This window comes from Kitasatospora sp. NPDC057936 (assembly GCF_042887525.1).
GTDB lineage: Bacteria > Actinomycetota > Actinomycetes > Streptomycetales > Streptomycetaceae > Kitasatospora.
This window is the reverse complement of sequence record NZ_JBHVPD010000110.1, coordinates 1-14,252: the sequence shown is the minus strand read 5'-3', so window position 1 is coordinate 14,252 and position 14,252 is coordinate 1. Positions and strand designations below refer to the sequence as shown.

Annotated in this window: 12 protein-coding genes; 8 read left to right on the top strand and 4 right to left on the bottom strand. The window is 70.8% G+C overall.

Translation table 11 applies throughout. From position 1 onward, the window contains the following. Positions 1-134 precede the first annotated feature (134 nt). Positions 135-2,600, top strand: a complete 2,466-nt coding sequence (locus tag ACFVU9_RS38660) for a transglycosylase domain-containing protein (protein ID WP_387601694.1) — start codon at positions 135-137, stop codon at positions 2,598-2,600. A gap of 149 nt (positions 2,601-2,749) precedes the next feature. Further along, complete coding sequence (locus ACFVU9_RS38655) at positions 2,750-4,327, top strand: glycosyltransferase family 87 protein (RefSeq protein WP_380441709.1); 1,578 nt, start codon at positions 2,750-2,752, stop codon at positions 4,325-4,327. Positions 4,328-4,367: 40 nt separating this feature from the next. On the opposite strand, the gene ACFVU9_RS38650 is transcribed toward ACFVU9_RS38655, so the two are convergent. From ACFVU9_RS38650 to ACFVU9_RS38640, 3 genes are all read right to left on the bottom strand, one after another. Further along, positions 4,368-5,402 (bottom strand): alanine racemase, encoded by a 1,035-nt coding sequence (locus ACFVU9_RS38650; RefSeq protein ID WP_380441707.1) that lies wholly within the window; start codon positions 5,400-5,402, stop codon positions 4,368-4,370. 13 nt (positions 5,403-5,415) lie between these two features. After that, positions 5,416-6,534 carry a lipid II:glycine glycyltransferase FemX gene (locus ACFVU9_RS38645; protein ID WP_380441705.1) on the bottom strand — a complete coding sequence of 373 codons (1,119 nt, stop codon included), beginning with the start codon at positions 6,532-6,534 and terminating at the stop codon, positions 5,416-5,418. Positions 6,535-6,724: 190 nt separating this feature from the next. Then, positions 6,725-7,024, bottom strand: coding sequence for a hypothetical protein (locus ACFVU9_RS38640; protein WP_380441703.1), 300 nt, complete (start codon positions 7,022-7,024; stop codon positions 6,725-6,727). Positions 7,025-7,341: 317 nt separating this feature from the next. Here ACFVU9_RS38640 and rpsF point away from each other — a divergent pair, with 317 nt between their 5' ends. The 4 genes from rpsF to rplI all read left to right on the top strand — a co-directional run bounded on the left by rpsF (position 7,342) and on the right by rplI (position 9,127). Beyond that, on the top strand, positions 7,342-7,632 hold the full coding sequence (gene rpsF / locus ACFVU9_RS38635) for a 30S ribosomal protein S6 (RefSeq protein WP_063348486.1): 291 nt from the start codon (positions 7,342-7,344) through the stop codon (positions 7,630-7,632). Between the two features lie 96 nt (positions 7,633-7,728). Then, positions 7,729-8,346, top strand: coding sequence for a single-stranded DNA-binding protein (locus tag ACFVU9_RS38630; protein ID WP_387601689.1), 618 nt, complete (start codon positions 7,729-7,731; stop codon positions 8,344-8,346). 80 nt (positions 8,347-8,426) lie between these two features. Further along, positions 8,427-8,663, top strand: coding sequence for a 30S ribosomal protein S18 (gene rpsR, locus ACFVU9_RS38625; RefSeq protein WP_030304537.1), 237 nt, complete (start codon positions 8,427-8,429; stop codon positions 8,661-8,663). 17 nt (positions 8,664-8,680) lie between these two features. Next, positions 8,681-9,127, top strand: coding sequence for a 50S ribosomal protein L9 (gene rplI, locus ACFVU9_RS38620; protein WP_363647663.1), 447 nt, complete (start codon positions 8,681-8,683; stop codon positions 9,125-9,127). Between the two features lie 72 nt (positions 9,128-9,199). Here rplI and ACFVU9_RS38615 read toward each other — a convergent pair whose 3' ends face one another. Beyond that, complete coding sequence (locus ACFVU9_RS38615; RefSeq protein ID WP_380499643.1) at positions 9,200-10,534, bottom strand: MATE family efflux transporter; 1,335 nt, start codon at positions 10,532-10,534, stop codon at positions 9,200-9,202. A 426-nt stretch (positions 10,535-10,960) separates the two neighbouring features. Between ACFVU9_RS38615 and dnaB the strand changes: the two genes are divergently transcribed. Next, positions 10,961-12,580 (top strand): replicative DNA helicase, encoded by a 1,620-nt coding sequence (gene dnaB / locus ACFVU9_RS38610; RefSeq protein ID WP_380499644.1) that lies wholly within the window; start codon positions 10,961-10,963, stop codon positions 12,578-12,580. Positions 12,581-12,867: 287 nt separating this feature from the next. After that, positions 12,868-14,202: an acyltransferase family protein gene (locus ACFVU9_RS38605; protein WP_387601685.1), complete on the top strand. Its 1,335-nt coding sequence runs from the start codon at positions 12,868-12,870 to the stop codon at positions 14,200-14,202. Positions 14,203-14,252: the final 50 nt, after the last annotated feature.

Here is a 14,252-nt window from a genome sequence, read left to right as displayed (position 1 = left end):
GCCCGGGTGACGAGGGCCAACGGCCCCCGGGTGACGGAGCCCGCCGGGGCGGGCCAGGGCCGGACGAACTGAGCTCGCAGGGGCTGGGCCGGCGCCGCCCCCCGGGCGTCCGGGACACCGCTCAGCAGCCTCGGATGACCAGGGCGGAGATGCGCAAGGCCGCCCAGAAGAAGGGCAAGGGCGGCCGGGGCGCCGCTGCCGCGGCCTCCGCCGCGGCGGCCGGACCCGGCAAGAAGCGGTTCATCGACTACCCGCGGTTCGGCAAGACCGGCGTCCGGCGCTGGCTGCCGTCCTGGAAGCAGTGGCTGAGCGGCTTCCTGCTCGTCTTCGGCTGCTTCGTGGGCCTGGTGTTCTACCTGTACCAGACCACCGAGGTCCCGAAGCTGAACGACCTGGTGAAGGACCAGAACACCATCTACTACTGGGCCGACGGCTCGGAGATGGTGCGCAAGGGCGAGACGAACCGTCAGATCGTCGAGCTCAAGGACATCAGTCCCACCCTGCAGAACGCCGTCATCGCCGCGGAGAACCAGGACTTCCGCAACGACAGCGGCATCGACCCGAAGGGCATGCTCCGCGCCGTCTACAACATGGCGAAGGGCGGCGAGACCCAGGGCGCCTCGACGATCACCCAGCAGTACGTGAAGAACGCCTACCTGAGCCAGGAGCAGACCCTCAGCCGCAAGCTGAAGGAGTTCTTCATCACGCTGAAGCTCAACCAGCAGATCGGGAAGGACGAGATCCTCACCGGCTACCTGAACACCAGCTGGTTCGGCCGCGGCGCGAACGGTGCCCAGGCCGCCGCCCAGGCGTACTACGGAGTGGACGCCAAGGACCTCAACCTCTGCCAGAGCGCCATGCTGGCGGGCCTGCTCAAGGGCGCGGCCTACTACGACCCCACCGTCCCGGCCAACAAGGAACGGGCCGAGGGGCGGTGGTCGTGGATCCTCGACAACATGGTGAAGATCAAGGCCGTCACCCCGGAGGAACGTGCCAAGTGCACGGCCTTCCCGGACCCGCTCCCGCGCAAGACCTCCTCGAACATGAACGGCGAGATCAGCTACCTGGTCGACACCGCCAACCGGTACGTCACCAGCAAGGACCCCTCGATCACCCAGCAGGTGATCGACAAGGGCGGCCTGAAGATCTACACGACGTTCGAGAAGGACAAGGTCGACGCCCTGAAGAAGGCCGTCGACGACGTCAAGGCCGCGACGCTCGACCCGCAGAAGCGTCCCGACAACGACAAGTTCATCCAGTTCGGCTCCGCCAGCATCCGGCCCGGTGACGGCGCGATCGCCGCGCTCTACGGCGGCGACGGCGTGGAGAACGGCCACTTCGACAACAACGCCGAGGCCACCGGCGTCCAGGTCGGCTCGACCTTCAAGCCCTTCGTGCTGTCCACCGCGATGCAGGTCGGCGTCCAGACCGCGAAGGACGACAGCGGCAAGCCGAAGCGGATCAACGCCGACAGCCGCTACCTCGCCGACGACCTGTCCGAGATCCGCAAGCCGGACGGCTCGCTGGTGATCGGCGACGACGGCAAGCCCTACCGGCAGAAGAACGAGGACTCCAGCAAGCACGGCTACGTCTCGCTGCGGCAGGCCATGCAGTTCTCGTACAACGTGCCGTTCGTCCAGCTGAACCAGGACGTCGGCGGCCAGAACGTGGCCGACATGGCCGTGCAGATGGGCATCAAGAAGGAGAGCCTGGCCGACCCGAAGACCCCGACCTTCCCGCTCGGCACCTCGACCATCAGCCCGATCCGGATGGCCACCGCCTACGGGACGCTCGCCGCCAGCGGCAAGGAGGCCGAGCCCTACTCGGTCACCAAGGTCGAGGTGAACGGCGTGGAGCGGACCGGCTTCACCAAGCCCCAGCTCAAGCAGGCGCTGGAGGCGCCCGTCGCCGACAACGTCACCGACGTGCTGGTCAACGTGGCGAAGAACGGTACCGGTACGAAGAGCAAGGACCTGGGCCGCCCGGTCGCGGGCAAGACCGGTACCACCGACCAGAACAAGTCGGCCTGGTGGGTCGGCTACACCCCGCAGCTGGTCACCAGCGTCGCGATGTGGCGCGAGGACCCGAACAACCACGTGCGGCTCTCGCTCAACGGCACCGGCGGCAAGGAGTCGATCCACGGTGGTGACATCCCGACCGACATCTTCACCCGGTACATGAAGGTCGCGCTGGCGAACGAGAAGAAGCTGGACTTCCCGGCGCCGACCGCGATCGGCAGCGAGGTCGACTCCTCGGGCGCCCCGGTCTCGCCGACCGCCACGCCCACGCCGACCATGACCGACACCCCGTCGGCGCCGGCCACCCAGCCGCCGACCGGCAACCAGCCCCCGTCGAACGGCGGCCAGCCGCAGCCCCCGCAGCCCACCCAGGGCGGCGGCTGCGTCCCGGGCGTCGACTGCCCCGGCCCGCAGCCGAGCCAGCCGCCCAAGACCCACCCCGGTCCTTCGAGCACCTGTCTGCTGGGCCTGTGCCCGACGCAGCAGCCCTCGTCGACGCCGACGGACAGCACCCCGCCGCCGACCAAGCCGGGCAAGCCCACCCCGTCGGGCTCGTCCGCGGGCGGCACCCAGGGCGGTTAGCCGGCGTCGGCCGGACAGCGGTGAAACGGCGGTGGCGGCCCCCCCCGGTGGCCCGCCACCGCCGTTTCGTCATGATTCGCCACGGCCCGGACGGCCCCTCCGCGGGGGCCTCCTCGTCCCGGCGGGGCCGGTGCGGCAGGATGTCCGGCATGACGTCGAGCGCACCTGACGAATCCGCCGGCCTGACCGGGCCCAGCGACGCCGTCGGGCCTGCCCCGGCGCCCGTCGCCGCCGCCGGGCCGCCGGCCAACACGGTGGTGGTCCCGGCCGACGAGGACCCGGTGGCCGCGGCCGGCAGCGAGTTCTTCGGCGGCCCGCCCGGCCGCCGGGCGCTGCTGGGCGTCTCGTGGTGGGTCCCGGTGCGCGTCCTGGCGCTCGCCGTCATCGTCATCTCGGTGCTCGGCATGGTGCAGAAGGCGCCCTGCTACAGCCACGCGTGGTTCCAGGCGGGCTCGCCGCAGTACATCCACGCCTGCTACAGCGACATCCCGCACCTGTTCGCCGGACGCGGCTTCGCCGCCGGGCTGCACCCGTACGTCGACCGCATTCCGGGCTCCTCGGGGGACCTCCAGTACCTGGAGTACCCGGTGCTGACCGGCCTGTTCATGCAGATCGCGGCCTGGCTGACGCCGGGCGGCGGCACCCAGCAGGACCAGGAGCAGTGGTTCTGGGCGATCAACGCCGGCCTGCTGATGGCCTGCGCGGTGGTCGCCGCGGTGGCGCTCTCTCGCACCCACCGGCGCCGCCCGTGGGACGCGCTGCTGTTCGCGCTCGCGCCCGTCCTGCTGCTCAACGGCACCGTCAACTGGGACCTGCTCGCGGTCGCGCTGGCCGCCGTCGCGATGGCCTGGTGGGCGGGCTCCCGGCCGCTGTGGGCAGGCGTGTTCATCGGCCTCGCCACCGCCGCCAAGCTCTACCCGCTGCTGCTCCTCGGCCCGCTGTTGGTGCTGTGCTGGCGGGCCGGCAAGTGGCGCGAGTTCCGCGCGGCGCTGGGCGGCGCGCTCGGCGCCTGGCTGCTGGTCAACCTGCCGATCATGATCGCCAACTGGCAGGGCTGGTCGACCTTCTACGTCTTCAGCAACCACCGCGCCGAGGACTACGGGTCGTTCTGGCTGATCGTCATGCAGAACCGCGGGACCGGGCTGGAGTACCTCAACTCCTACATCGCGGCGCTCATGGTGCTGGGCTGCGCGGCCATAGCGTGGCTGGGCCTCTCGGCGCCCCGCCGCCCGCGCTTCGCGCAGCTGGCGTTCCTGGTCGTCGCCCTGTTCATCGTGGTCAACAAGGTCTACTCGCCGCAGTACTCGCTCTGGCTGCTGCCGCTCGCGGTGCTGGCCCGGCCGCGCTGGCGGGACTTCCTGGTCTGGCAGGCCTGCGAGGTGCTGTACACCCTGGGCATCTGGTCCCACCTGGGCTTCGTCACCGGGACCAAGCAGCACGGCATCGGCGAGGCCTGGTACCACTTCGCGATCGTGCTGCACCTGCTGGGCACGCTCTACCTGGTCGCCCTGGTGGTCCGCGACGTCCTGCTGCCGGACCGCGACCCGGTGCGCTGGGACGGCAGTGACGACCCGTCCGGAGGGGTGCTCGACCGGGCCCCCGACGCGGTCGTGATCGGGGCCGCCCGCCGCCTGCGCGAGGACGAGAGCTACGCGGAGTACGCGCCGGCCGGCCCCGGACAGTGGCTGGACGAGCCGGAACTGCCGGAGCCGGCCGAGAAGGGCTAGCGGGAGCGGGGCCTCCGTGGGAGGCCCCGGCGGGAGGGCCTCAGCGGTCCACGACGCGGTCGAAGTGCGTCGTGGTGTGCCGGACCTGCAGGCCGAGCTCGTCGCCGATCACCGGCGCCTTGGTCTCGCCGTCCAGGAACAGCAGCGAGACCTGCATGTGCGGCGGCTCGGCGAACCAGAGCTGCTTGCCGGCCCAGTGGAACGGCGACTTGGTCTTGTTGACGGTCGCCAGGCCGGCCCGCGCGATGCCCTTGGCCCGCGCGCCCATGCTCGCCACGTACTTGGGGGCCTCCAGGCCGATGCCGTGCGCGGTGCCGCCGGCGACCACGACGATGTGGCCGTCGGAGGGCGCCGGGTGCTGGCGGTAGCCGTAGCGGTCGCCCTTCTTCACCGGGGTGACGTCCAGGACCGTCGCCCGGACCTCCAGCGCGCCGTGGTCGCCCAGCCAGAGCCGGGTGCCGATCCGGGCGCGGAAGACGGTGCCCGGGTAGCGCTGGGCCAGCTGGTCCATGCCGGCCGAGCCGAGGTGGCTCACGAACACGGTGTCCACCGGGATCCCGGCCGCCCGGGCGGTGTCCACCCAGTACGCGACCTCCTCGACCGGGCTGGAGCCGTCCGGCCGGTCCATCGGCAGGTGCAGCGCGAGGCCCTCGAAGGAGACGCCCTCCAGCTCGGCGGCCACCGCCGGCAGGTCGGCCGCGCTCACGCCGTGCCGGCGCATGGTGGTCATGCACTCCACGACCACCCGGGCGCCGTGCAGCGCGCGCAGCGCGTCCACGCTCGCCACCGTCCGGATCACCCGGGCGTGCGGCAGCGGGAGCACCTCCTCGCCGATCCGGTAGGGGGTGAGCACCAGCAGCTCGCCGCCGTACCACTCGGCGGCGTCGGCCGCCTCGTAGGCGGTGCCGACGGCCAGCACCCCGGTGCCGAGCAGCGTCGCCTCCTCGGCCAGCCGGTGGTTGCCCAGGCCGTAGCCGTTCCCCTTGGCGACCGGCACCAGGCCGGGGAACTCGGCGAGGACGGAGCGCTGGTGGGTGCGCCAGCGTTCGGTTTCGAGGTAGAGCGACAGCGTCATCGGGTCAGCCTCCTCAGCGGCGGGACATGTAGAGGTCGAGGGCCTTGTGCAGCAGCTTGTTGAGCGGGAAGTCCCACTCGCCGAGGTACTCGGCCGCCTGCCCGCCGGTGCCGACCTTGAACTGGATCAGGCCGAACAGGTGGTCGTTCTCGTCCAGGGTGTCGCTGATGCCGCGCAGGTCGTACACGCCGCCGCCCAGCGCGTAGGAGTCGCGCATCATCCGCCACTGGATGGCGTTGGACGGCTTGACCTCGCGCTTGTGGTTGGCCGAGGCGCCGTAGGAGTACCAGACGTGCTCGCCGACCACGAGCATCGTGGTCGCGGCCAGCGGCTCGCCCTCGTGGTAGGCGATGTAGAGGCGCATCCGGTTCTGGTCCTCGGCGGTGAGGGCCTTCCACATGCGCTGGAAGTAGGAGAGCGGGCGCGGGGTGAACTTGTCGCGCTCGGCCGTCACCAGGTAGAGCTGGTGGAAGATCGGCAGCTCGTCGTAGCCGCCCTGGTACACCTCGACGCCGCTCTTCTCGGCCTTCTTGATGTTGCGGCGCCAGAGCTGGTTGAAGTTCTTGTGGATGTCGTCCAGCGAGCGGTTGGCCAGCGGCACCTGGAAGACGTAGCGCGGCTGGACGTCGCCGAAGCCGGCGCCGCCGTCCTCGCCCTGCAGCCAGCCGGCCTTGCGCAGCCGGTCGGCCACCTCGAAGGCGCGCGCCTCGTACCAGTCGGCCTCGACGTCGCGCAGGCGCTTGGCCTGCTTGCCGGCGATGGCCTCCTTGATGGTGGGGGCGTTCCAGCGGCGGATGACGATCGGCGGGCCCATCTTCACCGAGAACGCGCCCTGCGCCTTGAGGTGGGCGAGCATCGGGGAGAGCCAGCGGTCGAGGTCGCGGTCGAACCAGTCGATGACCGGGCCCTCGGGCAGGTAGGCCAGGTAGCGCTTGACCTTGGGCAGCTGCCGGTAGAGCACCAGGCCGGCGCCGACGAGCTGGTTGCCCTCGTCGAACCAGCCGATCGACTCCGAGCGCCACTCGGCCTTCACGTCGCCCCAGGACGGGACCTGCATGTGGCTGGCCGAGGCGCGGCTCCTGATGAAGGCGAGGTGCTCCTCGCGGGTGATCGTCCTCAGGCGCAGGCTCATGCTCGGTGCTCCTCGTCGGTCGGGCTGTGGTGGCCCCGGGTTCTCGGGGTGACCCTATCGTCCGGTGGCACCGGCGCCCGTGGGCGCGGGCGTGACGGCGCCCCCGTGCGTACCTGTCTCCTGCAGATACGCGACGGGGGCGCCGAGGGTTCCTGTCGAGGGGGCCGGAAGCGGTCCCGGAGGCCCGGGATCAGCCCCAGAGGCCGCCCCGGGCGATGCCGAGGTAGAAGCCGACGGCGGAGGCGCCGAGCGTGATCATCAGGACGAAGCGCTCGGCGGTGGTGACCGAGACGAACATGCCCCAGAGCCCCGCGACGATGCCGAACAGGCCCGTCCACGAGGTCAGCAGGTGCAGGTTGTAGAAGAACGACGTGGTGAAGGAGACGACGCCCAGCAGCGCGGTCAGCGCCACCAGGGCGTTCTCCCGGGGGTGCGGGTGGCCGTCGGTGTTGAGGGTGAGGGCGGGCATGCGGTGGACGGACTGTGCCATGTGTCCCACCTCCTGGCGTGGAGACGAACGGGCAGGAATCCCGTTCCGTCCAGATTGCGGCGGTTGGACTGGTCTCACAACCCCTATGCGTTTTGTTCGGCCGTACGGGTGCGGGTAGGCTGTGCCGTCTGCACTGGTGTAGTTGTGCCCCCTTGCGCCCTCTTGCGGGCGGCCGCCCGATCGGGTGAGCGGGGCCCGACTGTCGGACCCGGCCGCTACGGTGGGCCGGTGTCGTCACACGCTCCGGTGCCGACGCTGCACAACCCTCCTGCCACGGAGAGACCGTGGCCGTTGAGTCCAAAGGAGGTGGGTTACCCATGCGTCACTACGAGGTGATGGTCATCCTCGACCCCTCGGTCGAGGAGCGCGCTGTCTCCCCCCTGATCGAGAACTTCCTCACCGTCGTCCGCAACGCCGGCGGCAAGGTGGAGAAGGTCGACACCTGGGGTCGTCGCCGTCTGGCTTACGAGATCAACAAGCAGTCCGAGGGCATCTACTCGGTCATCGACCTGAAGGCCACGCCTGAGGTCGTCAAGGAGCTCGACCGCCAGATGGGCCTGAGCGAGTCGGTTCTGCGGACCAAGGTCCTGCGCCCGGACACCCACTGAGCCACCTCTGAGGCCTTCGGGTCTCGGGTAGCTCGCGACCGCTGTTTCACGTGAAACAGCGGTGAACGGACATCTTCCCGAGAGGTCATCACCACCATGGCAGGCGAGACCGTCATCACCCTCGTCGGCAATCTCGTCGACGACCCCGAGCTGCGCTTCACCCCGTCGGGTGCGGCGGTCGCGAAGTTCCGCATCGCGTCCACCCCCCGCACCTTCGACCGTCAGACGAACGAGTGGAAGGACGGCGAGAGCCTCTTCCTCACGTGCAACGTCTGGCGGCAGCCGGCGGAGAACGTGGCCGAGTCGCTGCAGCGCGGCATGCGCGTCATCGTGCAGGGCCGACTGCGCCAGCGGTCTTACGAGACCAAGGAAGGCGAGAAGCGGACGGTCTTCGAGGTCGAGGTCGACGAGGTCGGCCCGAGCCTGCGCTCGGCGACTGCCAAGGTCACCCGGGCCAACCGTTCCGGTGGCCCCGGCGGCCCCGGTGGCGGCTTCGGCGGCCAGCAGGGCGGCCAGGGCGGCCAGGGCGGCGGCGGTGGCAACTGGGGCGGCGGTGGCGGCCAGCAGGGCGGCGGCTGGGGTGGAAACTCCGGCGGCCAGTCCGGCCCCTCCGACGACCCGTGGGCTTCCAGCGCCCCGTCCGGCGGCCAGCAGGGCGGCGGCGGCTGGGGTGCCCCGTCCGGTGGCGGCTTCTCGGAAGAGCCCCCGTTCTAAAGAGCTGACAGATTTCGTGCGGCCCGGCCGCCGGCGTCCCCGGACGCCCGCCGGGTCGTGAACCCCAAATGGAGCACACAATGGCGAAGCCGCCTGCTCGCAAGCCGAAGAAGAAGGTTTGCGTCTTCTGCAAGGACAAGGTCAACTACGTTGACTACAAGGACACGAACCTGCTGCGGAAGTTCATCTCCGACCGCGGCAAGATCCGTGCCCGCCGGGTCACCGGCAACTGCACCCAGCACCAGCGTGACGTCGCCACGGCCGTGAAGAACAGCCGTGAGATGGCGCTGCTGCCCTACACCAGCACCGCGCGCTAAGAGAGGGTGACCAAGTAATGAAGATCATCCTCACGCACGAGGTGCCGGGTCTCGGCTCCGCCGGCGAGGTCGTCGAGGTCAAGGACGGCTACGCCCGCAACTTCCTGGTCCCGCGCGGCTTCGCCATCCGCTGGACCAAGGGTGGCCAGAAGGACGTCGACGCGATCCGTCGCGCCCGCAAGATCCACGCCATCCAGACGCTCGAGGCCGCCAACGAGGTCAAGGGCAAGCTCGAGGGCGTCCAGGTCAAGCTGGCCGTCCGCTCGGGCGACGCCGGCCGTCTGTTCGGCTCGGTGACCCAGTCCGACGTCGTCGAGGCCATCAAGGCCGCCGGCGGCCCGGCCGTGGACAAGCGCGCCGTCGCGATCGCCTCGCCGATCAAGACCGTGGGCACCCACAAGGTCTCGGTCAAGCTGCACTCGGACGTCGTGGCCAACCTCGACGTCGCCGTCGTGGCTGCCTGAACCGCATAGCAGTGGCCCGAGGGCCGGACTCCTCCGCGGAGTCCGGCCCTCGGCGCTTTCCCGGGCCGGGGTTCAGCCCCGGACCGCTCCGGTGACCAGCCACCTGCCGCCGCGGGCGCGCCGGACCATGAACCCGGCGCGGACCAGCATGAACAGGTTCATCGCCCACCACAGCCCGGCCAGCCCGGTGCCCGTCGCCGGGACCGCGAGGGCCGCCGGCGCGAACACGGCCAGGGTCGCGAGCATCGCCCACGCCAGGTACGGGCCGTCCCCGGCGCCCATCAGGACCCCGTCCAGCACGAACACCAGGCCGCTCAGCGGCTGGGTGAGCGCGAGCAGCAGCAGCGCGGTGCCCAGCTGCGCCCGCACGGCCGGATCGGGCGTGAACAGCGGGACGTACAGCGGGCGGGCCACGACGACCAGCAGGCCCAGCACGACGCCGGAGCCGATGCCCCACTCGACCATCCGCCGGGTGGCCGCCTTCGCCCCCGGGACGTCCGCCGCGCCCAGGTAGCGGCCGATGATCGCCTGGCCGGCGATCGCGATCGCGTCCAGCGCGAAGGCCAGGAAGCTGAACAGCGTCATGGCGATCTGGTGCGCGGCGACCTGGGTGTCGCCGAGCCGGGCGGCCACCGCGGTGGCGATCATCAGCACGGCCCGCAGGCTCACCGTCCGCACCAGCAGCGGACCGCCCGCCCTGGCGCTCGCCCGGATGCCCGTGAGGTCCGGCCGCAGCGAGGCCCGCTCCCGGCGGGCGCCGCGGACCACCACGACCACGTACACGGCGGCCATCCCGGTCTGCGCCAGCACCGTGCCCCAGGCCGAGCCGGCCACGCCGAGCCCGGCTCCGTAGACCAGGCCGGCGTTCAGGCCGATGTTGGCGGTGAAGCCCGCGACGGCGACCACGAGCGGCGTGCGGGTGTCCTGGAGGCCGCGCAGCACGCCGGTGGCGGCCATCACCATGAGCATCGCGGGGATGCCGAGGGAGCTGATCCGCAGGTAGGTCACGGCGTAGGGCGCGGCCGTGTCGGAGGCGCCGAGGACGTCCGCGGCCCAGGGGGCCAGCAGGAGGGTGAGCGCGACCACCGCGACGGACAGGCCCAGGGCGAGCCAGATGCCGTCGACGCCCTGCTGGACGGCGGCCCGGCGGTCCCCGGCGCCGATCCGGCGCGCCACGGCGGCGGTCGTGGCGTAGGCGAGGAAGACGAAGACGCCGGTGGCGGTGGAGAGTGCGGCCGCGGCGACGCCGACGCCGGCCAGCTGGGGGGTGCCGAGGTGGCCGACGATCGCCGAGTCGGCCATCAGGAAGAGCGGCTCGGCGACGAGCGCGCCGAAGGCGGGGACGGCGAGGGCGAGGATCTCGCGGTCGTGCCGGCGTCTGGAGGGTCCGGTGGTGGCGGCGGTCATGCGGTCCAGGTTACTCATCCACAGGTAATGGCTGCTAGTGCCTGTTGTCCATTACTCGAACTGGTGAGTGGCGAGCCCGGCGGGCTCCGCGCCCACAGCCGTCCGGTGGTGTGTGAAGAATTTCTCATGCACAGACCCCGGAAGAGGTAACTCCAGGTCAGAGAGTTGACGTGGGGCCGATGGTCCGGTTATCCACAGGACCTTCCACAGGGGCGTCCACAGCTTTGCGGCAGTTCTCCACAGCCCAGGGCCGCTCGTCCACACCCCCTGTGGATAACCGTGTTGGCTGAAGGGCGTCCGGCCCCTTAGCGTGGGCTCTCCGCCCGACACTCCCACCCGCCCCGGCGTCCGTTTTGTCGGCCCCGTGGCGTACAAAGAGGAGCGGCTCCGCTCCAACTCGCACCACTCGCTGATCGGGGAACACGCGTGACCGGCCCCCAGTACGACGACCACGACGCCCCGCCGCCGGAGGACGACTGGCAGAACGCCGAGGACCCCTTCCCGGCCGGTGCGTTCGACGACGCGCCGTTCCCGGAAGGACCCGGCGACCGGCTCCCGGTCTCGCGGGGTCGCGGCGGGGGCCAGGGCGACGGCTTCCAGAAGGGCGGGGGCGGCGGTTTCCAGAAGGGCTCCCAGAAGGGTGGGGGCGGGGGGTTCCAGAAGGGCTTCCAGAACGGCAAGGGCGACCGCCGGGACGACGGTGGCCAGGGCGGCGCCGAGGGCTTCGAGCGCGTCCCCCCGCAGGACCTCGCGGCCGAGCAGTCCGTCCTCGGCGGCATGCTGCTCTCCAAGGACGCGATCGCCGACGTCGTCGAGGTGCTCAAGCCGGCCGACTACTACCGGCCCGCGCACGAGATGATCCACGGCGCGATCCTCGACCTCTACGCCCGCGGCGAGCCGGCCGACCCGATCACCGTGGCCGGCGAGCTCACCAAGCGCGGCGAGCTCCAGCGCGTCGGCGGCGCCTCCTACCTGCACACCCTGGTCAACTCCGTCCCGACCGCGGCCAACGCCGAGTACTACGCCCAGATCGTCGCCGAGCGCGGGGTGCTGCGCCGGCTGGTCGAGGCCGGCACCCGGATCGCGGGCATGGGCTACGCGGCCGAGGGCGACGTCGACGAGATCGTCAACGCGGCACAGGCGGAGATCTACGCCGTCACCGAGCAGCGCACCAACGAGGACTACGCCCCGCTCGCCGACATCATGGAGGGCGCCCTCGACGAGATCGAGGCCATCGGCTCGCGCAACGGCCAGATGTCCGGCGTACCGACCGGCTTCGCCGACTTCGACCAGCTCACCAACGGCCTGCACCCGGGCCAGATGATCGTCATCGCGGCCCGTCCCGCCATGGGTAAGTCCACGCTCGCCCTGGACTTCGCCCGGGCGTGCTCGATCCACAACAAGCTGCCGAGCGTCATCTTCTCGCTCGAAATGGGGCGCAACGAGATCGCGATGCGCCTGCTCTCCGCCGAGGCCCGGGTGGCGCTGCACCACATGCGCTCCGGGAACATGACGGACGACGACTGGACGCGGGTCGCCCGCCGCATGCCGGACGTCAGCGAGGCGCCGCTGTTCATCGACGACTCGCCGAACCTGTCGATGATGGAGATCCGGGCCAAGTGCCGCCGGCTCAAGCAGCGCAACGACATCAAGCTGATCGTCATCGACTACCTCCAGCTGATGCAGTCCGGCGGCTCCCGCCGGGCCGAGAACCGCCAGCAGGAGGTCTCGGACATGTCGCGAAACCTGAAGCTGCTGGCCAAGGAGCTGGAGGTGCCGGTGATCGCGCTGTCCCAGCTGAACCGTGGTCCCGAACAGCGCACCGACAAGCGGCCGATGGTCTCCGACCTGCGAGAGTCCGGCTCGATCGAGCAGGACGCCGACATGGTCATCCTGCTGCACCGCGAGGACGCCTACGAGAAGGAGTCCCCGCGCGCGGGCGAGGCCGACCTGATCGTCGCCAAGCACCGTAACGGCCCGACGGCCACGATCACCGTCGCCTTCCAGGGCCACTACTCGCGCTTCGTGGACATGACCCGGGACTGACCCCGGCGCGTTGCGCGGCCTGCTGGTCGCCCTCGCGCTGCGGCCGGGGCGCGTCGTCCCGAAGGCCTCGCCGGTCGACCGGATCCGGCCCGCTCCGGGCCCGGCACCCCCCCCGTCACACCCCTGGCACGGCCTCCGACGTGGGGTGATCAAGGAATCGTGAAAGGGTTGTGTTCGAATGGGCTACCCTCCAGCGCGTGACGATTATCAGATCGCTGCCTCGGTGGGGGGCACACAAGGAGCGCCGTGCCGACCGTGCGGCCGCGCCGGCGAGCAGACTCGGCTGGTTGGACGCCCTGCGGGGCATCGCGGCGCTGGCCGTGGCGGCCCACCACTTCGAGATCTTCAGGCTGATCCCGAAGGGCGATGTCATCGCCGCCCACTTCGACCTGGGCTTCTACGGGGTCATCGCGTTCTTCATCGTCAGCGGGTACATCATCCCGGCCTCACTGGAACGCCGCGGTGACGTCCGGGCCTTCTGGATCGGCCGGGTCTTCCGGATCTACCCGGCGCTGATCGTGACCGTGCTCTTCGCCGAGTTCGTCCTGCCGCTCAGCTACCAGGTCGTCAGCTACGACGGCGTCCCGTACCACAAGCTCTGGCTGGCGGCCAACGGCCTGCTGCTGTCGGACATGCTGGGCGTGGTGAACGCGCTCGGCATCTCGTGGACGCTCGCGTACGAGATGCTCTTCTACTTCTTCGTCAGCAGCCTCTTCACGGTGGGCTGGCACCGGCGCAGCACGCCGATCGCGGTCGCTGCGGGGGCGATCGCGCTCGTCCTGGGCGTCTGGATCCCGTCGTACAGCCTGAACCACACCCTCACGGAGACCAACAACCTCGTCGCCGCCACCGTGGTCGTCGTGGTCATGGGCGTGCTCTGCATGCTCAGCGGCAACGCGCCGCTGGCCCGGGTCGGCGGTCTGCTGCTGGGCGGGCTCGGCCTGCTGCTGGTGTTCACCAACGGCCGGGACCCCGCGTACGAGAGCTTCACCATCCTCGCGACGATGTTCGCCGGCACGGTGATCTACCGGGCGCAGCACGGGCAGATCGAGCGCATCGAGGCCTGGCTGTCCGTCGGTTTCGTGGTGGTGGCGGGCGCCATGGTCGGGTGGATGTACAACCGGGACGCGATGGCGCGCGCGACCTCGACCTTCACCTGGCCGGCGTGGACCAACGCCTACCTGGCGGCCTGGGCGTCGTTCGGGCTCTTCTTCCTGCTGCGCAACCGGCGGCTGCCGCGCGTGCTGACCTGGCTGGGCGCGGTGAGCTTCTCGGTCTACCTGCTGCACTGGCCGGTGAAGAAGTTCCTGCTGTGGCGGCTCGGCTGGGACAGCAACCACTACTACGTCAAGCTGGCCGCGATGCCGTTCGCCGAGCGGTGGTCGTGGGTGGCCGGGTACGTCGCCGTGCTGCTGGTGGTCTGCTGGGTGGTGTACCGGCTGGTGGAGATGCCGTTCCAGAACCTGGGCCGCAAGCTGACCAAGGCGGTGAACCGGCGCTGGCCGCCGCAGTCGCTGGAGCCGGCCGCACCGGGAGCGCCGTCGGCCGCCGTACCGGTGCCGCGCCAGGAGTCGGAGCTGGTGGGCGCGGGTTCGTCGGGCGGGGCGGAACGCTCCGGCTGATCCGAGGGACATGAGGGCCGGGGGCGGCTCACGGGTGCGCACCCGTGAGC

Bases quoted from the DNA above. Each gene is read 5' to 3' on its own strand.
- ACFVU9_RS38630 (WP_387601689.1), top strand. From the start codon at position 7,729: ATGGCAGGCGAGACCGTCATCACCCTCGTCGGCAATCTCGTCGACGAC.
- ACFVU9_RS38660 (WP_387601694.1), top strand. From the start codon at position 135: ATGACCAGGGCGGAGATGCGCAAGGCCGCCCAGAAGAAGGGCAAGGGC.
- ACFVU9_RS38615 (WP_380499643.1), bottom strand. From the start codon at position 10,534: ATGACCGCCGCCACCACCGGACCCTCCAGACGCCGGCACGACCGCGAG.
- ACFVU9_RS38655 (WP_380441709.1), top strand. From the start codon at position 2,750: ATGACGTCGAGCGCACCTGACGAATCCGCCGGCCTGACCGGGCCCAGC.
- rplI (WP_363647663.1), top strand. From the start codon at position 8,681: ATGAAGATCATCCTCACGCACGAGGTGCCGGGTCTCGGCTCCGCCGGC.
- ACFVU9_RS38640 (WP_380441703.1), bottom strand. From the start codon at position 7,024: ATGGCACAGTCCGTCCACCGCATGCCCGCCCTCACCCTCAACACCGAC.
- ACFVU9_RS38645 (WP_380441705.1), bottom strand. From the start codon at position 6,534: ATGAGCCTGCGCCTGAGGACGATCACCCGCGAGGAGCACCTCGCCTTC.
- rpsF (WP_063348486.1), top strand. From the start codon at position 7,342: ATGCGTCACTACGAGGTGATGGTCATCCTCGACCCCTCGGTCGAGGAG.
- ACFVU9_RS38650 (WP_380441707.1), bottom strand. From the start codon at position 5,402: ATGACGCTGTCGCTCTACCTCGAAACCGAACGCTGGCGCACCCACCAG.
- rpsR (WP_030304537.1), top strand. From the start codon at position 8,427: ATGGCGAAGCCGCCTGCTCGCAAGCCGAAGAAGAAGGTTTGCGTCTTC.